General features: G+C 52.0%; 24 protein-coding genes. 15 read left to right on the forward strand and 9 right to left on the reverse strand.

Going from position 1 to position 24,297, the window contains the following annotated elements:
- The 6 genes from thiS (at position 1) to trmB (ending at position 3,426) form a co-directional block, all read left to right on the forward strand.
- Positions 1-978 (forward strand): sulfur carrier protein ThiS, encoded by a 978-nt coding sequence (thiS, locus tag ACMXD4_RS21765; RefSeq protein ID WP_171697236.1) that lies wholly within the window; start codon positions 1-3, stop codon positions 976-978.
- Positions 979-997: 19 nt separating this feature from the next.
- A complete protein-coding gene (locus ACMXD4_RS21770; RefSeq protein WP_415879348.1) occupies positions 998-1,171 on the forward strand; it encodes a hypothetical protein in 174 nt (57 codons plus the stop codon).
- Positions 1,172-1,275: 104 nt separating this feature from the next.
- Positions 1,276-1,476: a bacterioferritin-associated ferredoxin gene (locus ACMXD4_RS21775; protein WP_171697235.1), complete on the forward strand. Its 201-nt coding sequence runs from the start codon at positions 1,276-1,278 to the stop codon at positions 1,474-1,476.
- A 5-nt stretch (positions 1,477-1,481) separates the two neighbouring features.
- Entirely contained in the window at positions 1,482-1,799 is a 318-nt protein-coding gene (locus ACMXD4_RS21780; RefSeq protein WP_415879349.1) for a hypothetical protein, read from the forward strand.
- Between the two features lie 185 nt (positions 1,800-1,984).
- Entirely contained in the window at positions 1,985-2,506 is a 522-nt protein-coding gene (locus ACMXD4_RS21785; protein WP_415879350.1) for a hypothetical protein, read from the forward strand.
- A gap of 230 nt (positions 2,507-2,736) precedes the next feature.
- Positions 2,737-3,426, forward strand: coding sequence for a tRNA (guanosine(46)-N7)-methyltransferase TrmB (gene trmB / locus ACMXD4_RS21790; protein ID WP_415879351.1), 690 nt, complete (start codon positions 2,737-2,739; stop codon positions 3,424-3,426).
- A 4-nt stretch (positions 3,427-3,430) separates the two neighbouring features.
- Here trmB and ACMXD4_RS21795 read toward each other — a convergent pair whose 3' ends face one another.
- The 3 genes from ACMXD4_RS21795 to ACMXD4_RS21805 are packed head-to-tail and all read right to left on the reverse strand — an operon-like array spanning position 3,431 to position 6,112.
- Positions 3,431-3,985 (reverse strand): DUF2058 domain-containing protein, encoded by a 555-nt coding sequence (locus ACMXD4_RS21795; RefSeq protein ID WP_415879352.1) that lies wholly within the window; start codon positions 3,983-3,985, stop codon positions 3,431-3,433.
- Positions 3,986-4,039: 54 nt separating this feature from the next.
- Positions 4,040-5,260, reverse strand: coding sequence for a hypothetical protein (locus ACMXD4_RS21800; RefSeq protein WP_415879353.1), 1,221 nt, complete (start codon positions 5,258-5,260; stop codon positions 4,040-4,042).
- Between the two features lie 3 nt (positions 5,261-5,263).
- Positions 5,264-6,112, reverse strand: a complete 849-nt coding sequence (locus ACMXD4_RS21805) for an outer membrane protein assembly factor BamD (RefSeq protein ID WP_171697229.1) — start codon at positions 6,110-6,112, stop codon at positions 5,264-5,266.
- Between the two features lie 83 nt (positions 6,113-6,195).
- On the opposite strand from ACMXD4_RS21805, the gene rluD reads away from it, so the two are divergent.
- From rluD to ACMXD4_RS21820, 3 genes are read left to right on the forward strand one after another with little or no spacing between them, the layout of a single operon-like run.
- Positions 6,196-7,149 (forward strand): 23S rRNA pseudouridine(1911/1915/1917) synthase RluD, encoded by a 954-nt coding sequence (gene rluD / locus ACMXD4_RS21810; protein ID WP_415879354.1) that lies wholly within the window; start codon positions 6,196-6,198, stop codon positions 7,147-7,149.
- Positions 7,130-7,855 (forward strand): peptidoglycan editing factor PgeF, encoded by a 726-nt coding sequence (gene pgeF / locus ACMXD4_RS21815; RefSeq protein ID WP_171697227.1) that lies wholly within the window; start codon positions 7,130-7,132, stop codon positions 7,853-7,855. The genes rluD and pgeF overlap by 20 nt, the downstream gene beginning before the upstream one ends.
- Position 7,856: 1 nt before the next feature.
- Complete coding sequence (locus ACMXD4_RS21820; protein WP_101052695.1) at positions 7,857-8,732, forward strand: ZIP family metal transporter; 876 nt, start codon at positions 7,857-7,859, stop codon at positions 8,730-8,732.
- A gap of 74 nt (positions 8,733-8,806) precedes the next feature.
- Here the strand turns inward: ACMXD4_RS21820 and ACMXD4_RS21825 are convergent, their stop codons facing one another.
- Positions 8,807-9,358 carry a hypothetical protein gene (locus ACMXD4_RS21825; RefSeq protein ID WP_171697226.1) on the reverse strand — a complete coding sequence of 184 codons (552 nt, stop codon included), beginning with the start codon at positions 9,356-9,358 and terminating at the stop codon, positions 8,807-8,809.
- 845 nt (positions 9,359-10,203) lie between these two features.
- Here ACMXD4_RS21825 and ACMXD4_RS21830 point away from each other — a divergent pair.
- From ACMXD4_RS21830 to glgC, 3 genes are all read left to right on the forward strand, one after another.
- A complete protein-coding gene (locus ACMXD4_RS21830; protein ID WP_171697225.1) occupies positions 10,204-12,096 on the forward strand; it encodes a transketolase C-terminal domain-containing protein in 1,893 nt (630 codons plus the stop codon).
- A 303-nt stretch (positions 12,097-12,399) separates the two neighbouring features.
- Positions 12,400-12,873 carry a carbohydrate-binding protein gene (locus ACMXD4_RS21835; RefSeq protein ID WP_415879355.1) on the forward strand — a complete coding sequence of 158 codons (474 nt, stop codon included), beginning with the start codon at positions 12,400-12,402 and terminating at the stop codon, positions 12,871-12,873.
- A 102-nt stretch (positions 12,874-12,975) separates the two neighbouring features.
- Complete coding sequence (gene glgC, locus ACMXD4_RS21840) at positions 12,976-14,241, forward strand: glucose-1-phosphate adenylyltransferase (protein ID WP_415879356.1); 1,266 nt, start codon at positions 12,976-12,978, stop codon at positions 14,239-14,241.
- 55 nt (positions 14,242-14,296) lie between these two features.
- Here glgC and ACMXD4_RS21845 read toward each other — a convergent pair whose 3' ends face one another.
- From ACMXD4_RS21845 to ACMXD4_RS21855, 3 genes are read right to left on the reverse strand one after another with little or no spacing between them, the layout of a single operon-like run.
- Complete coding sequence (locus tag ACMXD4_RS21845) at positions 14,297-14,884, reverse strand: phosphoheptose isomerase (protein WP_020483819.1); 588 nt, start codon at positions 14,882-14,884, stop codon at positions 14,297-14,299.
- A 5-nt stretch (positions 14,885-14,889) separates the two neighbouring features.
- Positions 14,890-15,258 (reverse strand): YraN family protein, encoded by a 369-nt coding sequence (locus tag ACMXD4_RS21850; RefSeq protein ID WP_415879357.1) that lies wholly within the window; start codon positions 15,256-15,258, stop codon positions 14,890-14,892.
- A gap of 1 nt (position 15,259) precedes the next feature.
- Positions 15,260-17,080, reverse strand: a complete 1,821-nt coding sequence (locus ACMXD4_RS21855) for a penicillin-binding protein activator (RefSeq protein ID WP_415879358.1) — start codon at positions 17,078-17,080, stop codon at positions 15,260-15,262.
- 21 nt (positions 17,081-17,101) lie between these two features.
- On the opposite strand from ACMXD4_RS21855, the gene rsmI reads away from it, so the two are divergent.
- Entirely contained in the window at positions 17,102-17,953 is an 852-nt protein-coding gene (gene rsmI, locus ACMXD4_RS21860; protein ID WP_415879359.1) for a 16S rRNA (cytidine(1402)-2'-O)-methyltransferase, read from the forward strand.
- 21 nt (positions 17,954-17,974) lie between these two features.
- Here the strand turns inward: rsmI and ACMXD4_RS21865 are convergent, their stop codons facing one another.
- Entirely contained in the window at positions 17,975-18,160 is a 186-nt protein-coding gene (locus ACMXD4_RS21865; protein ID WP_171697219.1) for a YjfB family protein, read from the reverse strand.
- 332 nt (positions 18,161-18,492) lie between these two features.
- Between ACMXD4_RS21865 and ACMXD4_RS21870 the strand changes: the two genes are divergently transcribed.
- Together ACMXD4_RS21870 and ACMXD4_RS21875 are read left to right on the forward strand one after the other, a co-directional pair.
- On the forward strand, positions 18,493-19,518 hold the full coding sequence (locus ACMXD4_RS21870) for an HD-GYP domain-containing protein (protein ID WP_101052714.1): 1,026 nt from the start codon (positions 18,493-18,495) through the stop codon (positions 19,516-19,518).
- Positions 19,519-19,834: 316 nt separating this feature from the next.
- Positions 19,835-23,962, forward strand: coding sequence for a PAS domain-containing protein (locus ACMXD4_RS21875; RefSeq protein ID WP_415879360.1), 4,128 nt, complete (start codon positions 19,835-19,837; stop codon positions 23,960-23,962).
- Positions 23,963-24,029: 67 nt separating this feature from the next.
- Here the strand turns inward: ACMXD4_RS21875 and ACMXD4_RS21880 are convergent, their stop codons facing one another.
- On the reverse strand, positions 24,030-24,293 hold the full coding sequence (locus ACMXD4_RS21880; protein WP_415879361.1) for a glutaredoxin family protein: 264 nt from the start codon (positions 24,291-24,293) through the stop codon (positions 24,030-24,032).
- Positions 24,294-24,297 lie beyond the last annotated feature (4 nt).

The following is a 24,297-nucleotide window of genomic DNA, read 5'->3' on the forward strand; positions in this document are numbered from 1 at the left end:
ATGAAAATACAGGTCAATGGCGATCATCGCGAGTATGGCGAAAACGCCACCGTTGCCGACGTAATTGCTGATTTGGGCTTGACCGGCAAACGCATCGCCGTGGAATTGAACAAGGAAATTTTGCCGTTTACCCAGCACGCCAGCCAACGCTTGCAAGCTGACGATAGATTGGAAATCGTACAGGCTATCGGCGGCGGCGAAGACGATTATTTCACGCTGGCCGGCAAACAATACCGCTCGCGTTTGTTGGTCGGTAGCGGCAAATACAAGGACCTGGAAGAAACCCGCCTGGCCACCGAAGCCAGCGGCGCCGAGATTATCACTGTCGCGATTCGCCGCACCAACATCGGCCAGAACCCCGGCGAACCCAGCTTGCTGGACGTGATTTCGCCGGACAAATACACCATCCTTCCCAACACCGCCGGCTGCTACACCGCAGACGATGCGGTACGCACCTGCCGCTTGGCGCGCGAATTGTTGGGCGGCCACAAACTGGTCAAACTGGAAGTATTGGCTGATCAACTGACCTTGTTTCCGGACGTTGCCGAAACTTATGTCGCCGCCGAATTGCTGGTCAAGGAAGGCTTTGATGTGATGGTTTACACCAACGACGACCCTATCGCCGCCAAACGACTGGAAGAGATCGGCTGCGTGGCCGTGATGCCGCTGGCTGCGCCGATAGGTTCCGGTTTGGGCATCCGCAACCCCTACAACATTTTGACCATCGTCGAAAACGCCAAGGTACCTATCTTGGTCGATGCTGGCGTCGGCACCGCCTCCGATGCAGCCATCGCCATGGAACTGGGCTGCGACGGTGTGTTGATGAACACCGCGATAGCCGCTGCGAAAAATCCTGTATTGATGGCTTCGGCGATGAAAAAAGGCATCGAAGCCGGCCGCGAAGCCTTCCTGGCCGGACGCATGCCCCGCAAACGCTTTGCCTCGGCTTCTTCGCCGATTGATGGGTTGTTTTTGTAATCTCGTATTAGATTAGGTAATGGAGGAAACTGTAAAATTTGTTTTAAAGTTGATCCATTTAGCTTTTACTGTTTTTTTGCAGAAACCAGGCTATTCCGAAAACGATGCTGAAAAAATCGCCAACCGAATTGGTTGGGCCATTTTCGGTGTTTTTATCGCATTATCATTTGTGACAATCAAATACGGAACGTAGAACGCAGGCTGGGTTAGCCCGATAGGGCGCAACCCAACGAATGGGCCAACATGCCAGTTTACGCACCGTTAACACGATCATCTGATACGCTTAAACCTTTCATCATGAACGCCACGAAGCTTGACACCGAAAACGAAGTAATTTGCTACTGCAGCGGCACCACCGAGCAGCAAATCAAACAACTACTTGACGAGGGCGTCACCGATCCGGAACGAATCTCCCGCATTACCGGCGCGGCATCCGGCTGCGGTGGCTGCGAATTCGAATTTCAGCAGCTAATCTCCGAGCATAATCAAGACACGTAACGCCGATGGCTTGCTGCGACGATCCCACCGAACCCAAAAAACTCGACCGCGGGGAGTTGATCCGACTCCAAGAGCAATATGGCGAATTGGTGAGGGATTTGTTTACCGAAGATCCGGAAAAGGTCGTTTTGAAGCTGTTAAACGACGCCAATGCTTATTTGACAGAGTTGGCGGCCTTGCATGCCCATCATCCTTCTGTGCGCTTAAAAGCTATTGAGTTGTTGGCAAAACCTAGCATTCCTGTGTTGCAACAAATTTTAGAAAAAGAGCCGGATTCCCCGTTCGGCATGGCTGCGCAAACCCGGTTGGCACAATTACGATAGATCATTCGCTTACAAGTGCGTTGAATAGCTTGATACTTGTATTATCTCAACTACATTAGTGAAGCGCTCAACGTAGACTGGTCAAAATCTTGGTAGCATTCTATCGAGCAGTTCGCTCACGGCTTGTGGTGATACCGGCAAAAGATCAGTCGCCTCTCCCATCTTAAAGTCTTAAGGATTTCATCATGAAATTGTCGACAGTTACAATTGCGGTGCTAACGTCTCTAGTATCCGGAAATTTATATGCAGACCAATATATATGCAAAAATATTAGCGGGACAATACAGCCGTCCACCGCTGACCCGGATTGCAATATTCTAAAATTCAAGGATCGCCAGTTTCCCGATTTAACTTTTTTGGGACCACTACCTCCCGGCGCACCACCGGTGTGTTTCATCGGCACCTTAACCGCCACATTTGGTAAAAACCTGAAGCTGACCGGAACGGCGTTCTCCGGGCTGTTTGCAAATGGGCTTGGTCAATTAACCGGGGCATCGGCAATTAAGCTGAGCGCCGGGGCAGTTGATCTGGGGCGGGTTTTTACTAAGGATCTAATTTTTAACCCTGAAGGTGCGACGACAGAATTATTAACGGTAGTTGGTGGCAGCAAAACTTTTAAAGACGGTAGGGGACAATTTGAAATTACCGGCAACATTCTTTACGAGAGCGCACCATTTACCGGCCAGTTGTGTATAGAGGACGACTGATTCGGTTTGTACAATTTAGATAAATGCGTTTTTAATCTGTGTTTTTCGGCGACTTATCGTTGACGAAAAACACACTCTTTTGCTATCGGAATACAGCACTAATTTGATGGTCAAACTGAAATAGTTACAGGAAATCCTTCTCGCTTACATGGGCAGACTGATGTTTAAACTTCAGCTGATATACTCAGCTACCATTATTTAGCTTCACCTGATTAATCTTCGCTATTCCAATGATTGAACCCCAAAAAATCGACCCCGCCCGCATCAAAAGCTTCATCCGCCGCCAAGGCCGGGCTACCGCCGGCCAGAAACAGGCACTGGAAAGCCATTGGGATAAATATTGCCTGTCGCCGCAAGCCAGCTTTGATACCGAGCAAGCCTTCGGCCGGCAAGCGCCGTTGATTGTCGAGATCGGTTTCGGCAACGGTGACAGCCTGGCGGCGATGGCGGCGGCCAATCCGGATTTGAATTATCTGGGAATTGAAGTGCATCGGCCCGGCGTCGGCCATTTGATGATGTTGCTGGAGCAGCGCGGCATTAACAACGTGCGGATTTACCATCACGACGCGATCGAGATTCTAGAGCAAAAAATTGCCGATCACAGCCTGGCCGGCGTACATCTATTCTTCCCCGATCCTTGGCAAAAGCGCCGCCATCACAAGCGCCGCATCGTCCGTCCCAGTTTCGTGGAATTGCTTAACAAAAAGCTGATGGCCGGCGGCTATTTTCACGCCGCCACCGATTGGGAGCATTACGCCAACGATATGCTGGGGGTTTTGTCGGCCGGCACCGGTTTGCAAAACAGTAGCACCAGCAACGATTTCTGCGAGCGGCCAAGTTATCGGCCTTTAACCAAGTTCGAAAATCGTGGCCTGGGCTTGGGGCACGGAGTTTGGGATTTGATTTTCCGGAAGGTCTAGCGCTTTACCACATCAAATCGTCCGGAATCTGAAACTCGGCATACGGGTCGTCGGCGGCAGAGACATCTTGCGTCGCTTCGTTCAACACCACGATACTGGCAGCGTCCCGAGCCTGCACTTTGCGGGCAACCTCCGCCGGCACTATCTCGTAATGTCCGTCTACTTTGGCGATGCCGGCCCGGCCGTTGATCAAGGCCTCTCGCACCTTTTCCGCCACGTATAAGGTTTTGACCTTGCTATCGTCGGTGAAATTATAAGCCAGGCCGTTCGGGTCCTGAGCGATACGGTTCATTTCGACGATTTGTTTGATTTGCGCGCCCAAGGCTTTTTGTTCCTCGGCCAGCTTGCGTTGCCGATTCAACTCGCGATCACGTTCCACCTGTTGTTGACGCATTTGCTCGGCGCTGAGCTTCACCTCATCGACGATCTCGACGCCATTATTGCGTTCCAGCTTGGTTTGTTTGCGTTTCTCCGCTTTGACTTGTTTGAGCTTGGCGTCGTTGCTCAGGCCGGATTTAAGCAATTGTTCTTGCAGGGATAGATTTTGCGGTTTTTTCATGGCTAGACAATGGTTTAGCAAGGTTAAAATTCGCGGTCAGCATAGCATAAAGCGTTACTGGCCCAGCATCTTGCCGGTAGCGTATTGCCACCAGCTTAGCGGCTTGGTCAGCGGCACCTCGCAGCGGTCGTAACCTTGGTATTCGATGCCGCGGAAGATGTCCTCGCGTAGCCATTGATAAGCGGCCGGCGCGCTTTGTTGCAAACGTTCCGGAATTAGAATGTATTGCGCCACCAGTTCGGCCAACTTTTCCTGGGTGGTGCCATCGTAACGGCCTTCATTGACTTCGCCTAAAGCTTCAAAGGCCTCGAACCATTTCGACGGCCACAACGCTAATTTAGACTCAGCGATGATTTTCATGATGTCTTCGTCGTTGGAAATCTTGTGGTACTTGTAGAAAAAATACAGGTCATCCTGGCCGTTCCAAAAATGAAAGTTGTCGATGGTGTGGGCGATTTCATGCACGACGATAGGCAGCCTAAAATCCACCAGATACTGCACGCCGATGTCCCGGTAAGTGCCGCTTTCCTTGCCCTTGTCGAAAGCCTTGACGGTGAACACGATCAGATTCTGGCCGCTGAATACCTGAGCCACGGTCTGCGAGCGAAAGCCTATGCCCGGCACCAGCGTCAACGGATGAGTATGATCCTGCCAGATGCTGTTTTTGTAGTCTTCCTGAAACGCATCGCGAATCAGTTCCTGCATCACCGTGGGCTTGTCGGCGATTTCCTGTTCTAGATTATCTACCGGCTTGGCTTTGCTGATACTTTGCCGCAAAAAGGCCGGGATTTTACGAATGGCTTTTTCGAACAGACGCAGATGATCTACGTTGAAGCGCCGCACTTCGTAGCGATAGTCATCGCTGTGTTTGACCACGGTTTTGGTGTCGTAGAACAAGGCTAAAGCCCGCCAGGCGGCTTCGCGGTCGTCCCAATATTTTTCCAATACGCAGAGTTCGCCGGCGATATTGTTGGCGCAATCTTCGCGGTAATCGGCCAAGTCGTCGAGATAATCCTGGTTTTTATGATCGGTCAGCACCGCCACCGCTTGTTTGCGCAAACCGGGATGGTTTGTTTCGTAAAAGCGGATGATGTCCGCCAGTACCGGTGTGGGTGTAAATTGTTGTTGGCTGGTGGCGCAAACCAATTCGGTGTTTTGCGACAGCGTGAAAAAGCGATTTTGAAACAGCGGTACCGGCTCGGCTGCGTATCCAAAGCCGGTATTTAACAGCAGCCAGCCTAAGCACGCAGGCCGCAAAAAGGTCAAACGGCGCAAGTTTTATTTATCCAGGCCCATGGCGTCCCAGACTTTTTGAATGGCGCCTTCATCCTTGTAATTGGCTTGCGGTGCGCCGGCGGGGTAATTCAAGGTATAGATTCGTTCGGCGTCGGCGGCCAACTCGTCCATGCCCAACTGCCGATAACCGTCCTGCATGATTTGCAAGGCAAACGGCACCGCCGGGGTGCGTTGATATTCCTTGATGATGTAATTAGCCCGGTTAACAGCGGCGACATAGGCTTTACGGCGCATGTAAAAGTCGGCGACATGGACTTCGTACATTGCCATATTGTTACGGAGTGCGATCATCCGCAGTTTGGCGTCGGCAACATATTGGCTATTGGGATAGCGGCGGATCAATTCCTGGAAATTATCATAAGAATCTTTGGCCGGACCGGGATCGCGTTGCGAAGAGTCCGTGGGCAGAAAGCGGTCTATAAAGCCGATGCCGCGGTTGTAATTGATCAGGCCCTTCAGATAATAGGCATAATCGACATTGGGGTTACGTGGATGGATTTTAATGAAGCGGTCGGCGGCGGCTAAGCCAGCTTCCGGATCGTCGTTTTTATAGTAAGCGTAAGCAACATTTAATTGCGCCTGAGCCGCATAGTCGCCGAACGGATAACGCGATTCCAGCGCTTCGTAAAGAGTCACCGCTTTTTGATAGTTTTTATTGTCCAGCGCTTCCTTGGCTTTTTCATGGAACATCTTATCGTCCCAACCGGCGTATTCTTCATCTTTATTATTAGCCGAAGAATCCTTGCTCATAAAGGCATCCAGGGTCTCGCAGCCTTGCAGCGTCCAAGCCAGACAGGCGATAAAAACGGTTTTTACTAAAACTAATCGCATACGTTTATCAACACGTTGTAATATTGCGGGTTTTTTGCAGCTTTTGGCGGCATTCTGGCCGCGAGTATAACTTAAAAACGACTATGACGATATTGACGGCAAGGGTTCCCGAGGAACTGGCGGGTATGCGACTGGACCAGTGTCTGGCCGAAGTGTTTCCGGATTATTCGCGCAGCAAACTGCAAACCTGGATCAAAGCCGGCCGGGTATTGGTGGATGGTGAGGTTATGAAAGGCCGCGAGAAATTGGACGGCGGCGAGGAAATCGAGCTGGACGCCGAAGCTGAGCGCGTCATCGAATATGCGCCTCAGGAAATCCCGCTAGACATTGTTTATGAAGACGATTCTTTACTCATCGTTAACAAACCGGCCGGTTTGGTCGTGCATCCGGCGGTCGGCAACTGGGATGGCACCTTAGTTAATGCCTTGCTCAATCACGCCCCCAATCTGGATACCCTGCCGCGCGCCGGCATCGTGCACCGCATCGACAAAGATACCAGCGGTTTGTTGATGATCGCCAAAACCTTGCAGGCTCATAACAGTCTGGTCGAGCAGCTCCAGGCACGCAGCATCCATCGTGAATATCTGGCGCTGGTAAAGGGCTGGATGACGGCTGGCGGCACCGTCGACGAACCAATCGGCCGGCATCCGGTGGATCGTAAACGCAATGCCGTAGTGCGGCGCGGCGGTAAAGAAGCGATTACCCATTACCGGCTGGAACAACGCTTTAAGCGCCATACGCTGATTCGCGTCAAGCTGGAAACCGGCCGCACGCATCAAATTAGAGTACATATGTCGCATATCAATTATCCGCTGGTCGGCGATCAAGTCTACGGCGGCCGCTTCCAAATGCCGGCTGACTGTAATCCCGCGTTGGCAGAGGCCTTGCGCAATTTTAAGCGCCAAGCCTTGCATGCCGCGAAATTGGGTTTGGAGCATCCTGAGACCGGCGAGTATTGCGAATGGGAACAACCCATCCCCGAAGACATGCAAAATCTGTTGAAATTATTGGCCGAAAATGAATTGGATCAAGCCTGATTGGCCGCTGCCGGCGCATGTGCATGCCGCCGTCACCTTGCGCACCGGCGGTGTCAGTACCGGCCCTTACGCCAGTTTGAATCCGGCCAGTCACGTTAATGACAACCCGCAGCACGTCAAAACCAACCGCTACATCATCAAGGACATGCTGCAACTGCCGTCCGAACCGGTCTGGCTGCAACAAGTGCACGGGACGCGCGTGGTGAACGCCGACGAAACCGAGGGCCAGGTGGAAGCCGACGCCAGCTTTGCCGATCAATCCGGCACGGTATGCGCGATTCTGACGGCGGATTGCCTGCCAGTGCTGTTCTGCGGAGACGACGGCGAAGTGGTTGCCGCCGCCCACGCCGGCTGGCGCGGCTTGCAGGCCGGCATCATCGCCGAAACCCTGTATGCGATGAGTTGTGAAGATGTGCATGTTTGGCTGGGGCCGGCGATAGGTCCTGATAATTTCGAAGTCGGCGACGAGGTACGCGATGCGTTTATTAAGGACAATCCGATTACGTCCGTAGCGTTTCGTGCCGGCCAGCCTGGCAAATGGCTGGCGGATATTTACCGGCTGGCGCGTATTAAACTGGCGGAACTGGGTGTGGAACACGTTTATGGCGGTGACCTATGCACCGTCGCCGATCCTCAACGTTTTTACTCGTATCGCCGTGACGGCGCGAATACTGGCCGCATGGCCAGTTTGATCTGGAGAGACTAATTTGACTGTATTGTTGTCGATTATCTTGTTTACCGCGCTGGGTGGCGTGCTTAGTGTTCTGGCTGCTGCGGTGTTTTTATTACTGCCGGAACACAAACAAAAGCATGTACTGCCGCACGGCATCAGTTTTGCAATTGGCGCGTTGTTGACCGGCGCATTTTGCGGCTTGATCCCGCACGCTTTCGAAGAAGTACCGGTCGAGGATATGTCAGCACTCTCGGCTACAATTCTGGCGGGCATTCTGTTGTTTTTTGTCTTGGAAAAACTGCTGGTCTGGCGCCATTGTCATTCCCACGCCTGCGAAGCCCACGGCGAAGAATCGCATGAAGACCATCACCACGAACACGGCCATACGCATGCAATCCAAGCGGCCGGCCACCGCCCCGCCGGGATGTTTATTATCCTCGGCGACAGCATCCATAATTTTGTCGATGGCGTGTTAATCGGCGCAGCGTTTTTAACCGACGTGCAACTGGGTATCGTCACCAGCTTGGCGGTGGCCGCGCATGAAATTCCGCAAGAAGTCGGTGACTTCGCGATTTTGCTGCATAGCGGTTACAAGCGCGGCGAGGCTTTGTTTTACAACATTCTTGCCAGCTTGAGCACGGTAGTTGGCGGCGTTTTGGCGTATTTCAGTCTTGGCGACCTACATCACATCTTGCCCTACTTTTTAACCCTAGCGGCTTCCAGTTTTATTTATATCGCGGTTGCCGATTTAATCCCGTCTTTGCATCAGAAGACCGATATTAAAACTTCATTACAACAGATTGGTTTTATTTTGGCTGGGGTGGTGTTGATTTTGGTGATGCAAGGCATAGCGCATCGGTTTGAAGGGAAAATTGACGGGGATAGAGTCGAGCAAACTGGCATCGTTTGATCCAGTCTTTATAAGGTCACAAGTCAACTGTCTCTTCGCCATGCGAACGAAATTTAGGTCGCCGGCACCGCGACTCAGTAATCATAAGCGTCATCTCGTAATCGGCGGCTAATTTGATAGATGTTTTCGGTATCGAATACATTCGTGTAAGCGGCGGCTTGCCCTTCATGCTTGATATTGCAACGCCGTTCGCCTTTACGCTTTTCCAGTATGTCTGTCGATACCGGCTGCTGCGTTAAGCGTCTGTCGTTTTTATGCGAACGAATAAAATATTCTCTGACCTCGACGATTTTATTTTTGAAGCGCTTGCCATGCAGTTTTTTGATGGCAAGCTTACCGGCTTTGTCATCATCAATAAAAATACGGCCATGAAACGACAGTACATTGGTCTTGATATTTTTAAGACAAAAGATGTCGGTTTTTAGAATATTGCCAAGCTTGAAGGGAAGTAACAGGCAAAACCTGAGAGCGGGGGCGACAAAGTCTCCCAACTCACTTTCTTGCGTAATCGACGGGATATTTTTAATAATCAATATCATAGAGACACTCTGGTAGTACTTAGCTGTATACCAAGGCTGGTTAATACGGTTTGGGCCAACGCTCACCAACCTTGATGCTGAAACCATGAAAATCAAGTCTCCAGACTGCCGGTAAATTGATTGGCTTTGACCATCTTGCTTACCCTATATAGCGTCAACCAGTTGCTTTACTTTAGGTGTTGGAAACATAGTCCACGTTGCAGATAAATACAACTAACGCGACCTTTCCCTTTGGACAGACCACTTACACCGTTTTGCGATGTCTTGCCGACTCTCCCCCCAGGCTGTTTGAAACGCGATGGTTTTGGTCACCGCACCGGAAAGCTTAACTAATCGGCCTCCCTTCTCCTCTGCCGAAGCCATCCTTTATCCCATTGTTTAGAGCTAGAACGAAACTAATGGTTCCAAGCCCGCGTTCTGATCCCGTCGGTGAACTGTTTGAGATATTTCCGCTGGCGATTTGGGATTGTGTATAGACCAGGCGTGTTTCGGCAACACACTACCATTCAATCAATTCGTCCCGCAAAGCTGCACTGCCGCGAAAAATAAAATAAATTTTTTTGCTGCTTATAATCCTTTGATAGTAGAAGCGACTTGAATAACTAATTGATTTTCCATAGAACGTATTCTGTTATTTGTCTCAGGGCTATACAGGCTATCCGTTTCAATTTATATACAAATTAGTAGGTATTTAATAAGTCTTGCAAAGCCCATTTTAATGGGTGTAAGGTTCGATACGACGGCATGAAAAAACAAATTTAAGACTACAAAATTGCAACGGCTTGTGTAAAAAAGCAGCGTTATTGTAGTTAATTAGCAACGAATATTTGCCGGAGCTAAATATTATCTTTGTTCTATGTCGCGTTTAAAAATGACAGCGTAACAACTAGCTGCGCGTCTATAAAAATAATGTCCTCACCATGAGATTAGTTATGTCCAAATTTCCAATCGATCTTGGCGCTTATCAGCGCATCAACTTAGATCCAAAAAACCCAACTTTAACCGATGCACAACGTGCCAGCCTGAAAGCCAACATTCAGTTGTGCCGTGATGCTATTGTCTATTTCACAGCCAACGGCGCAGCCCGTGGTGTGGGCGGCCATACCGGCGGTCCATACGATACCGTGCCGGAAGTCATGATCATGGATGCGCTGTTCCACAGCTCCAATGATTTTGTACCCATCTTTTTTGACGAAGCCGGCCACCGCGTCGCCACCCAGTATCTGATGTCCACCCTGAACGGCGATTTGCCGGCAGAACGCTTGATCGAGTACCGTGCCGCGCATTCACATTTGCCCGGCCATCCTGAATTGGATTTCACCCCCGGCGTGAAATTCAGCTCCGGCCGTTTGGGCCACATGTGGCCGTATGTCAACGGCGTAGCCATCGCCAACCCGGCCAAAACTGTGTTCTGCCTGGGATCGGACGGCTCGCAGCAGGAAGGTAACGATGCCGAAGCGGCCCGTCTGGCTGTGGCGCAAGGCCTGAACGTTAAACTGATCATCGACGACAACAACGTCACCATCGCCGGCCACCCATCCGAGTACTTAAAAGGCTGCAGCACCGCCAAAACCTTGGCTGGTCAAGGTGTCACCGTACTGGAAGGCGACGGCGAAGATCTGGACGATTTGTACAAACGCATCATTACCGCCATTAACACCCCTGGCCCGGTTGCGGTTATCAACCACCGCCCGATGTGCCCTGGCATTGTCGGCCTGGAAGGCTCAACCCACGGCCACGACGTTGTGTCGGTGAAAGTGGCATTGGAATACCTGGAGTCACATGGCCAACAAGCCGCTGCCGATGCATTGCGCGAAGTCAAAGCACCGAAAAACGACGCGGTATTTTTGGGTTCCAGCGACAAATGGGATGCCAACCGCAACGTCTTCGGCGATGCGTGCGTGGAAGTCTTGGGCCGTTTGAGCGAAGCAGAACGGGTTGCCAAAGTGCGGGTAGTCGACAGCGACTTGGAAGGCTCTTGTGGTCTGTTCAAAATCCACAAAGCTTTCCCGGAAGTGTTTATCTCCTCCGGCATCATGGAGCGCGGTAACTTCTCCGCGGCAGCCGGTTTTGGTATGGAAGCAGGCAAACAAGGTATTTTCGGTACCTTCAGCGCGTTCTTAGAAATGCTGATGTCCGAAATCACCATGGCCCGGTTGAACAAATCCAACGTGCTCAGTCACTTCTCGCATTCCGGTATCGACGACATGGCCGACAACACCTGCCATTTCGGTCTGAACAACATGTTCGCCGATAACGGTTTGAGCGACGGTTACGAAACCAAACTGTATTTCCCTGCAGATCCTCTGCAAATGAAAGCCTGCGTAGAAAAAGTCTTCTTCGATCCAGGCTTGCGTTTCATCTTCTCCACCCGCTCCAAAGTGCCGACCATTCTGGACAGTAACGGCAACGAGTTTTTTGGTGGCGACTATAAGTTCGTGCCCGGCAAAGACGAAGTCATTCGCGAAGGCACGGCCGGTTATATCGTCAGCTTCGGTGAAGCCTTGTACCGAGCACTGGATGCAGTCGAACGCCTGAAACAACAAGGCGTGGATGTAGGCTTGATCAACAAACCGACCTTGAACGTCATCGATGAAGACATGCTGGCCAAAATCGGTAAGTCACCGAAAGTGCTGGTGGTTGAGTCCTTCAACCGTAAAACCGGTTTGGGTAGCCGCATGGGCACATGGTTGTTGGAACGCGGTTACACACCAAAATACAACTATATTGCCACGCATAAAGAAGGTTGCGGCGGCCTGTGGGAGCAATTCCCGCATCAAGGTATTGACCCGGCTGGCATCATGGCCAGCTTTTTAAAGGGTTAAGCCTCCCTCTCGACCTGGGGCGCAGGGAAGCGCCCATATTTTTCGGCTGGGGTTTGGGAGCAACAGCCATTTGTAATCAGCAATTGCCATCAGGCAATTTCGCAGTAAAACACTCAGCTCTCACCGGGACCTAGCCATGCCGACATTCCTTGTTTCCAAACAGCCGGACGCTAGGCATGCGGTGCCTGCCTATCCAATTACGGAGCAATCGCACTCAAGTTAAAGATTTCAATCAGTCCCGACAAACAAAAACCGGATTCAAACCATTTCGACCGATTAATACAGTCCTACGCCAGGTAAACCATGCAAAAACGAATTATCGGTGACAGTCGGCCCAACAAAGCCAGCTCAATGACAGAGCCGTTAAATCTGGAAGCGCTTGCTGACGTTGAAGTGTCATCCGAGGCTAAGGAGCACGCTATCGAAGCCGCGCTACTGCCTGGTTTTAGCGGCGGGTGGCGAGCAGGAATTCCCGGCCCGCAAGTTATCCGCTTACTTTTCAAGCAGGCCCAGCCTGTGCAATCTATTCAACTGGATTTTTTGGAATCGGCTATCGCCAGAACCCAGGAATACGTCCTGCGTATTTCTGCTGATCGCGGACAGTCGTTTCGCGAAATCCTCCGCCAACAATGGAATTTTAATCCGCAAGGCTGCACGGCGGAATCGGAACAACACGTTGTCGACTTGCCTGCGGTAAGTATTATCGAACTACATATCACTCCGGATATTAACAACTCAAGCGCGTTTGCTTCGCTTGAAACAATGCGTGTATTTTGAGTTTTCACCGGTAATTTTTAGGTTTGAAAAAAGCCTTGGGAAAACTGGATACACCCTATAAAACCTATTCGGCCAGCAGCTTATTTTTCTAAAGATTTAACCATGTCAGCGCCTACACACAATATCCATCAATTAACCAAAAATACTATTGCTTTAATTCTTGCCGGCGGACGCGGCTCGCGCTTAATGAATATGACGGATTGGCGCGCCAAGCCCGCCGTACCTTTTGGCGGCAAGTTTCGAATTATCGATTTTCCGTTATCCAATTGCGTGAATTCCGGTATCCGTAAAATAGGCGTGATGACGCAATATAAGGCCGATTCGTTGATCCGGCATATTCAGAAAGGCTGGGGATTCATGCGCGGCGAATTTGGCGAATACGTCGACATCATGCCGGCACAACAACGGATAGACGAGACTTCCTGGTACAAAGGTACTGCCGACGCCGTGTTGCAGAATATCGATATTCTGCGGGCTCGCCAGCCGCAGCATATTCTAATTCTGGCTGGTGATCATATTTATAAAATGGATTATGCGGCCATGTTAATCGACCACGTCGAAAAAAACGCCGACCTAACCATAGGTTGTCTGGAAGTATCCTTAAAAGACGCCTCCGCTTTTGGCGTAATGGACGTGGATGCAAATCGCCGCGTTCGGGCGTTTGTCGAAAAACCCGCCAACCCACCCGTGATGCCGGGTAGAACCAATACCGCGTTGGCCTCAATGGGTATTTATATCTTTAACGCCGATTTTTTATGGGAGCAATTAATTAAAGATTCTCTCACTGAAAATTCTACCAACGACTTTGGCAAAGATATTATTCCCGCCGTCATTGACGATCATATTGTTAATGCCTATCCCTTTTTGGATTTACAAAGCGGCCAGCAAAGTTATTGGCGCGATGTCGGGACCATAGACGCCTATTGGGCTTCCAATTTGGAGCTAATCGGCGTCAAACCGGATTTGAATTTGTACGATGCGTCCTGGCCGATATGGACCTATCAGGAACAAACACCGCCGGCCAAATTTGTGTTCGATGACAGCGGCCGGCGCGGTTTGGCCGTGGATTCGATGATTGCCGGCGGCTCTATTATTTCCGGCGCAACCATTCAGCATTCCATGGTGTTTTCCAATGTCACAGTAAACGAATCAGCGCTTATCAAAGACAGCATTCTGTTGCCGCAAGTCTGCATAGGCCAAAATTGCCGAATTACCAAAGCCATCGTTGAAAAAGGTTGCGAGGTGCCGGCAGGCACGGTGATTGGCGAGAATCTTGACGACGACAAAAACAGGTTTTATGTCAGCGAGGGCGGGGTAGTGCTGGTAACTGCCGAAATGTTGGGGCAAAAACTACATTACGTCAGGTAATCAAGTATGCAAACGCCCGTTTATCCGATTGAGTGATAACGGGCGCCTGAGCGCCTTAGCCGCCAAATAATTGATGATCGATTAAATCGCATAGGCAATGCGAGATCAACAAATGCACTTCCTGAATGCGGGCGGTGGAATAAGATGGTACGCGGATTTCAATATCGGCTTCGTTCAACGCGCCAGCCAGCACACCGCCGTCTTTACCGCTTAGCGCGATAACCGTCATATCCCGGTCATGCGCCACTTTCACGGCTTTAATGATATTGCCGGAGTTACCGCTACTGGTGTAGACCAGCAAGATGTCGCCAGCCTGCCCCAGCGCGCGCAACTGCTTCGCAAAGATTTCGTCGTAATGGTAGTCGTTGGCGATAGAGGTGATGGTTGAGGTATCGGTGCTCAACGCAATCGCCGGCAACGCGGGGCGTTCGCGTTCAAAACGGTTGAGCATTTCCGAAGAAAAATGCTGGGCATCGCCCGCCGAACCGCCGTTGCCGCAAGTCAGCACTTTTTTGTCATTCACCAAAGCCTCGACGATTTTTTGCGAGGCGAATTCGATCAGCTCGCACAGGCTGGCCATCGCATCCTGTTTGGTTTGAATGCTGTCGGAAAAGTGGGCGATGATGCGGTCTTGTAAACTCATAATACTCAGGTTTGAAAAGCGTTTTTAATCCAGTCCAGGCGGTTGTCGCCGGATACAGCAACTACGTCGAAACGAATCGAGAGCTGGCTCAGATTGTTGATTATGACATAGTGTTGGGTAGCGGCGACGATGCGCGCCTGTTTTTGCCGGGTGATACTGGCCAGGGCGCCGCCAAATTGCGCGGATTTGCGAAAGCGTACTTCCACAATCACCAGCGCCGTGCCATCTTTCATTACCAGATCCAGCTCCCCCATTTTGCAGCGGAAGTTGCTGCACACCCATTCCAAGCCTTGCTTTTGCAAATAAGCCAAGGCTAATTGTTCGGCGCTGTCGCCCTTTTGCAAATGAACCGGCTTGGCTTTACCGAATAGCATACTATTCGACAAATCCCGAGGCGACCGGCACGCCGCCTTTAAACTGGGCACAGACTAGTTTGCGGGTAATGCGGTTTTCACCGTTCAACGACAGTCGGCCGGTAGCACCGGCGTAAGACGCCCCGGTCAGCTGCGGTAATTGGCCGATGATGTTATAAGCATCTATGCCCAACGCGACTAATTTAACCTGGCTGTCGCTGAGGCCTTGCCAGGTATTCTGCACGGCTTGCTGGCTGAGTGCACCGGTGTAGGCGTCGCCGAACACCCAGGGCAAATCGCAGAAATTAATTTTGCCTAATTCGCTATCCCGCACCGGATTTTGCCGGCCGCTGTAGATATTCGGCATCGCATAAATCGACAACTCGCTGCTTTGCGAGTACTTGAGTTGCGGCGCCAACTCTCTAGCCAATTCCGGGCTGGCGCTAACGAATAAGGCCAAGGGTTGCTTCTGGCCATTCGCGCTGACGCTGGTGCTGAGCAAGGTTTTTACAATGGCTGCGAAATCGTGTTGTTTCGGGTCGTAGCTTTCCACACCCACCACGGCGCCACCGGCCGCTTGCCAAGCCGACATTAGATAATGGCGCACCCGCTCACCTTGCGTGGTATTCGGCGTCAGCAATACGGCATTCTGTTGGCCATCGCGCTTGGCTTTTTGTACCAATTGCTCCGCGTCGTCTATCGGGCTGAGGCCGAATTGATACAGATTGGTTTTGCTCAGGTTTTCCACATGATTCAGCGCCAACACCGGCACGCTTAATTCGGTGGATTGCGCCAGGCTTTGGATCTGTTCTTTCACCAAGGGGCCTATCACCTGTTTCGCGCCGTCACTAACGGCTTGCTTATATATATTGGCTATATCTTCTTTTTCGCTATCGTAATACTTTAGCGGCATTTGCGGCGCAGCGCTGGCAGCCAGGCGATGGGCTACCGTCAACCCTTCCCTGATGGCTTTAGCCGCGCTGGCGTAAGAGCCCGAGCCAGGCAGCAACACGGCAATGGTTGCACCCGGAGCAGGCGGTTGCGCCGCTTGTTCCGGTTCTTGGACTGCCGGCTGACTGACAGGCGGCGGATTCAAATAGGCTTGCAGATAATCGGCGTTGGCCGGATGGCCGGGAAACATTTGCCGCCATTGCATTATTTGACCGGCTGTGTCGAAACCCGCCACGTTGCGTTGCTTAAGAACTTTAGCCAAGGCCATCCAGCCGCTGAGTTCGTCAACGATGGGAGACGGGCCGCTAAGGGTTTCCAGCGGCAACACGCTAAGCGCATCGAGGATGGCGATAATGTTTTGCTTTTGCTGCTCGGGTTTTTGCAACAGTCGGCCCAGTTTCAGGCGCGCTCTAACGCTGGGTACAACATCTCCCAACAAAGCATGCACAAAAGCCACGGATTGGTAATAAACAATTTGATCGGCGTCGGTCAGTATGGCGGGCCGCACGCCCTCCAGCTTTTTCAAGGCTTGTTCCGCATCGCCCATGCTCAACGCTACTTGAGCTTGGAGCAATTTGTATTTGCTGAACAATTCCGGCGGTAACTGTTCGGCGTTGATTTTATCCAAGGCTTTTTGCGCGGCCTGGGTGTCACCAGCCTGCAGGCGGGTGTCGGCATCCAGCAGATGCAGGCTGTTTTGATTGTCGGCCATCCGGTAACTGCGCGGCGGCTCGGCCGGCTTGGCTTTGCGGGCACTGGTTTGCGGGCGCACTTCCAGCTGGGTCTTGTTTTTGACCGGTTGCTCGCTACACGCAGCCAGTAGCAACAGGCCGAAAAACCAGCGGTTTAAAACACGACGCGGCATAATGGCGGCAAATTTGCGATGAGACATAGCACGGGGACCGAAGAATAAATGTACGGAAAATTATACGTGGTTGCCACGCCAATCGGTAATCTGGCCGATTTCAGTTTTCGGGCGGTGGACATATTGAAACAAGTGGATTTGATCGCCGCCGAAGATACCCGCCACGTCAAGATGTTGCTGCAACATTACGGCATCAATAAGCCGCTGCAATCGCTGCATCAACATAACGAAGAACACGCTTCGCAAGGCCTGATCGATAAAATCCGCGAAGGATTATCGGTGGCGCTGGTATCCGATGCCGGCACGCCGATGATCAGCGATCCCGGCTTTCCTCTGGTCAAATTGGCCAGACAGCAAGGCGTGGATGTGTGTCCGATACCCGGCGCCTGCGCGCTGATCGCCGCCTTGTCGGTGGCGGGCTTACCGACTAGCCGTTTTAGTTTCGAAGGCTTTTTGCCACGCACCGGCTCGGCGCGGCGCAGCTTCTTCGAACACAAGTTAGCTGACTGCTCGACTTGGGCCTTTTACGAATCCAGCCATCGCATCCAGGCTGCCTTGGAAGATATGCTGACGGTATTTCCGGCTGATCATCAAATCGTCGTCGCCCGCGAGATCACCAAATTGCATGAAACGATTGTCGGCGACGAACTGGCCAAGGTGTTGGAGAAAGTGCAGACCGACGAAAACATGCGCAAGGGCGAATTCGTAGTGTTGGTAGCCGGTCGAGAGCCTGGTGAGCAGGACGATGAATTAACCGACGAGCAGCGGCGGATTTTGGGTATATTGCTGGCGGAATGTTCTACCAAAACCGCCGCGGCACTGGCGGCCGAAATTACCGGCCAGCGCAAAAAAACCTTGTATCAGGCGGCGCTGGCGATGCAGGACAAGCAAGGCAGCTAAGTTCCAGCAATCTTCCGCCGCTCAAACCCGGACATCGATACCGTTCGCCGGTACGCTGGCCGACTCCAATAACTTTAAGGCGTTTTGGCCTTGTTGTTCCTGCATCTCCTTGGCTTTTACCAGCATCGCAACTTCGACTTGTTGCGCGGTTTTTTGGGTGGACATTTGTGTCGCCAGCGCGGCGACGGAAGAGACGGAATCAAGCATGGCATGGCCTCGTCGGGTTGGTTTTGGAAAGCGGTTGCCGTAACGGCTAAAAAGGTTATCGAACCGCAAGCCGATAACTTTAGGCTATCAATAAAAATAACTGCTTACCTGCGTTCTGCCTACGCCTTGGGGCATACACTATAATGTCCTGCGGCATCAGCTATGCGGCCCCCTTCAAAATCGAACGGTGTCCGAATGGTTTCGAACGACCTAGCGCTCCGGCGCATCGCAACCGATATGAGCCAGCCCCGGAAAACCTTGGCATATTTTGCTGAAAACTGCGTTTGGCAGGGTATCCTGGCAGCATTAAGGCAAACCGATTAAAGAGTTTTATGACATATAAAGGCAACATTCTCGCCGTTGACGACACCCCTGCCTCCTTAAAGTTGTTAACGGATATTCTGAAGGACGAAGGCTACGAAGTCCGTTCTGCTATTAGCGGCGAATTAGCCTTAAATTCCGCTTTCAAACACCCACCGGAATTGGTGCTGTTGGATATTCGCATGCCGGAGATGGATGGCTTCGAAGTTTGCCGGCAACTCAAAGCTAACCCGAATACATGCGATGTGCCGGTGATATTCGTCAGCGCGATCATGGATACCGACGAAAAAGTGCGCGGCTTTGACTTGGGTGCTGTGGATTTCGTCACCAAGCCCTATCAGCGCGATGAATTGCTGGTTAGGGTGCGTACTCATTTGGAGTTTGACCGCCTGCGCAACCATCTGGAAGAACAGGTGGAAGAGCGAACCCGTAAACTGATGGAAAGCGAGAGAAATTTGCGCGCCGGCATGCTGGATTTCGTGACCGCGATTGCAGCCACTATCGAAGCGCGCGATCCCTACACCGCCGGCCATCAACGCCGCGTCGCCCACCTCGCCACGGCTATCGCCCGCGGCTTGCAATTGCCGGAAGAGCGGATAGAGGGGCTGACGTTGGCGAGCGTGGTACACGATATAGGCAAAATTCGGATCCCCGCCGAAATACTCTGCAAGCCCGGTCGGTTGGACGATTTGGAGTTCAGCCTGATCAAGCGGCACGCCGAAACCGGCTACGACATCCTCAAATCCATCAACTTCCCTTGGCCTATCGCGCAAATCGTCTTGCAACATCACGAACGCCCCAACGGCAGTGGCTACCCGTGTGGCCTTAAAAAAGGTGAGATATTGCTGGAAGCGGAGATTCTGGCAGTTGCCGATGTAGTGGAAGCGATGAAGTCTCATCGTCCTTACCGCGCCGGTTTAGGCCTGGATGCAGCACTGCAGGAGATTTCCGACAATCGCGGTGTGCTGTATAACGCCGAAGTAGTCGAGATTTGTTTAAAGCTTTTTCGGGAACGGGATTATTGCTTGCCCGCTTGAGCGGCTCCTTAGAATTACGCTAAAAATAACTTACCGAAATGACTATTCCCGGCAAACCGTTCGTGCTCGACTGGCCTGGATGTCTGAGCAATTGCCGAGAGCGCAGTCGAAGCATGAACGGTTAAGGGCTATGAAGGCCCGGATTTCCCCGGAGATCCTTCGACAAGCACAGGAAAGCTCCACTAATCCGCGCTAGAAAAGTTACTTAACCCTATCCTTAGGTGTTTTGCAGCGCGTTTAAGGAATACGATGGGACCGTTTGCCCGCGCACACTTACGGGCCGCCAATACACCACAACAGTCTTGTGAGTTCAGCTATGCCAGGTCAGCTTGATTTTCCAAACAATGTCTCTAGGCGGCTGATTGCCGGGGCGGTAATCCTTAACCTGTTGGTTATCGCCACCGTGGGGTTTGCGCTGTATCGCAGCTTCGACAAATATCAACAGCGCGCCGAAATCACGACGCAGAACCTGGCCAAGGTTATCGCGCAAAACTTAGATAGCCTTATCGAAAAGGTCGACTTAGGCGTGTTGGTGGCCGTGGAGGAAATCCAACGGCAACAGGCTTTGGGGAGCGTTGACGCCGAGGCGCTGTCGGTTTTTATGCAGCGCTTACAAGCGCGTTTGCCATGGGTTATCGGACTTAGAGCTACCGACGCGCAAGGTTGGCTAGCCTATGGCGTGGATGTACCAAAAGATAAGCCGCTCAGCATGGCGGATCGGCTCTATTTTTCTAGTTTGCGGGATAATCCGGCGCTTGGCCTATTTATCAACAAACCGGTGATGTCTCATATCAATAAGGTTTGGGTGCTAAATTTTGCGCGCCGCCTTAACCGCGCCGACGGCAGTTTTGCCGGCGTGGTTTTTGCCAATGTTTCACTGGATAACTTGAGTAAAGCGATTTCCAACGTTGATATTGGCAGTCGCGGGGCGATTAACCTGAGAGATGCCGATATGGGCTTGATCGTTCGCTATCCCGCCCATGCCGAGCCCGGCAACATGATTGGCGATAAAACCATTTCGCCGGAATTTCGCCGGATGCTCGCATCCGGACACACCTCGGGTGTGTTCCACACGCCTTTCAGCTTCGACAATACCGCCAGGGTGGTATCTTTTCGCAAACTGGACACCTACCCGTTATGGGTCAGCGTCGGCCTGGCTCGGGACGACTTTCTGGCGGAGTGGTGGAATGAAGTCCTGGAAATGGCCGGACTGGTCCTGCTGTTTGCTTTGATTTCGGCTAGCAGCGCCCGGTTCATCATCGGTGCGTGGCGAAAGCAATTGCAGGTTGCCGCCAAGTTGGCGGCAGAGGAGGAAAAGTTCCATACCGTCGCGGACTACACCTTCGACTGGGAATATTGGGAAGGCGATGATCAGCAGATTTTGTATATGACGCCTTCCAGCTTGCGGGTTACCGGTTATGCGGCCGAGGAGTTTATGGCCGATGCCGGGCTGTTGCCGCGCATCATACATGCCGACGACCGGCACTTAATGACCGATCATCGCCACGATGTCGAGCATTTACGCCTGGCTGAAGTGGATTTCCGGATTGTCCGCCGCGATGGTGAAATACGCTGGATCTCGCATTGTTGCCAGGCCGTGTTCGGGGCGGACAATAACTACCGAGGCCGGCGCATCACTAACCGCGACATTACAGAACGCCATCTATTCGCCACCGAAATCAATCGGCTGGCGCAAGCGGCGGATCAGAATCCGACCGGCATCCAGATTACCGACCTGCAGGGCGTATTGACCTATACCAACCACGCTTATACGCGGATTACCGGGTATACGTTCGGCGAGGCTTACAAAATGACGCCTCGCGCATTATTGTCCAGTGAAATAACTGCCGATACGTACCAAGCCTGCCAGGCACAATTGGCAGCAGGCAAACTATGGAAATCTTCGCTGACCAATCGCCACAAAAACGGCGAGTTGCGCTGGGAACAGATCACCGCCTCACCGATTTACGACGAAGCTTATCAGGTTTGCAATTATCTATATTTACGCACGGACATCACCGAAGCCAAGCAAACGGAAGCGGCCTTATATAAGCTCAATCGCGAATTGCGCGCGATCAGCAATTGCAATCAGGCCTTGCTGCGACATGACAACGAACCAAGCCTGCTCAAAGAAATCTGCCGTATCGTCTGCGATGAAGCCGAATATCGCATGGCTTGGGTCGGCTACTTGGAAAACGGCCCTCCCAAAACAATACGCCCGGTGGCCTGGGCCGGTTTTGAAAACGGCTATCTGGCCGTCACCGATCACAGTGGCGGGGATGCGGCGGGCGCCCACAGTCCCGCAGCGGCGGCTATTTGCAGCGGCGAAAAAGTCTATGTTCAGGATGTCTGCACCGATGCGCTGATGGCTTTGGCTCGAGACGAAGCGTTAGCGCGCGGCTATCGCTCGGTTATTGCCTTGCCTTTGGCCGATCAGAACGCGGATATTTTCGGTGCGCTGACGATTTATTCCGCAGAACCCAATGCGATCACGGCAACGGAGATTCGTTTGCTAGAGGAGCTGGCCGGAGATTTGGCCTTTGGCATTTCCGTGCTCCGCGATAAGGCTGAGCGCTTACGCACGGAAGAGCATTTACGCGACTCGGAGGAGCGCTTGCGGTTGACATTGGAAGCCGCCCAGGTCGGCGTTTGGGACTGGGATGTAAAAAACGACCAATGGTACGCTTCGCCCACCTATTACACGATGCTCGGTTATCCTGTTCGGACCGGCATGGCTGATCGGCGCGCATGGTTCGAAAGCGTTCATCCGGATGATCAAGCGGAAGTCAGCGACAAAATGAGCGGCGTGTTGTCCAGGGATTTCACGGAATATCAATATCAAGCGCGCATGTGCCACGCCGACGGCAGTTATCGTTGGCAGTATGTGCGCGGTTTCGGTATTCAGCGCGATGCGGACGGTAAGGTCATACGCATGTTGGGTATTCGTATGGACATCCATGATCGCAAGCAAAACGAGGAAGAATTACGGCGCTATAAAGAACACCTCGAAGATGAAATCCAGCAACGTACCGCCGACTTGATAATTGCGCGCGATGCGGCGGAAGCGGCCAATAGGGCCAAGAGCGTATTCCTGGCCAATATGAGCCACGAATTGCGTACCCCGCTGAACGCAATTCTTGGATTCTCGAAATTGATGCGGAAAAATCCCCAACTGTCGGACGAGCAAAGGCAAAACCTGGATATTATCAATCGCAGCGGCGAGCATCTGTTGATGTTGATTAACGATGTATTGGAAATGGCTAAAATCGAAGTAGGCCGGCTACACTTGGAAAACGCGCCTTTCGATTTGGGCAATATGGTGCGCGATATTACCGATATGATGAGTGTCCGCGCCGCCGAAAAAGGCCTGAGGTTGTTGGTCGATCAGGCATCGCAGTTTCCGCGTTTCATTGTCGGCGACGAAGCCCGCTTGCGGCAAGTGCTGATTAATCTGGTGGGCAATGCTATTAAATTTACGCAGCAAGGCGGTGTTACCTTGCGCCTAGGCACTCGCAAAAATCGCATTTCGCATCTACAGATTGAGGTCGAAGATTCCGGTGTGGGGATCCCGCTGGCCGATCAGCAACGTATATTCGAACCATTCGTACAGCTAGGCGAGCAAAGGGATAGCCAAGGCACCGGCTTGGGATTGACCATTACCCGCCAGTTTGTAGAATTGATGGGCGGTACGCTTACCTTGGAAAGCCACCCGAATCAAGGCGCTTTATTTAGAATAGATCTGCCGCTCGCGGAGGTGAATCAGGCGGATATTACCGACCGCAGTGTCGACAAAGCGGAAGCCGGTGCCGTCATCGGCTTAGTGGAAGGGCAAAGCGACTACCGCATATTAATCGTTGAAGATCAGCTCGAAAATCAGTTATTGCTAGCAAAATTGATGGAATCGGTCGGATTCTCCTGCAAAGTGGCCGGCAACGGCGCGGAGGGCATAGCGCTATTTCAAACATGGCAACCGCAATTTATCTGGATGGATAGGCAAATGCCGGTAATGGATGGTTTGGAAGCCACGAAAAGAATTCGGGAGTTGCCTGGCGGGCAGGAGGTCGTCATTGTTGCCGTCACCGCCTCGGCATTCCTGGAGCAGCGCGGCGAGCTTCTGGAAGCCGGTATGAACGATTTTGTGCGCAAGCCTTATCGCTTCAACGAAATCTACGAATGTCTGGCCAAGCACTTGGGGGTGCGTTATGTTTACGAGGGTGTTCCAGAACAAACCCCACCAATCGCGCCATTAACGCCGAACATGTTAGCCGGCTTGCCGGCATCGGCTCGGGAGGAATTGAAAAATGCTCTGGAAAGTCTGGAGCCGGAACGTATAGCAAATGCCATAGTTCTGGCAACTCCGCAGGATCCTCAATTGCGCAAAACCCTGGCCTATCTGGCTGATAACTTTGACTATCCGGCCATTCTGAGGGCTTTGCCTAGCTGATTTTATCGTTCGCCGTTTTGAGTTGCACTGTTCCGGCACGTACGATTTGGCGACCGCCAAACCGATACTACGTCCGGCGTGCTGACTGGTATTCGCTTGGATCGATGGCGATGCTGAATGCTTTTAATTTCAGGCTGTCGAACGGCCAATTCAGTTGCTTTTGGCTTGGGGCATGCCACAACACCGGAATCAACAAACCATACGCCCCCTGCCATTGCTCATTGTCCATAATGTCCCGGCTGGTAAAATCCAGCCCGGCGGCGACCAATAGCTCCTCAGCTTCTTCGCACAAATGACAGCCTTCGGTGCCGAACAGGATAAAATCAGCCACGGTT

Source organism: Methylomonas sp. TEB (assembly GCF_047777895.1).
Taxonomy (GTDB): Bacteria; Pseudomonadota; Gammaproteobacteria; order Methylococcales; family Methylomonadaceae; genus Methylomonas.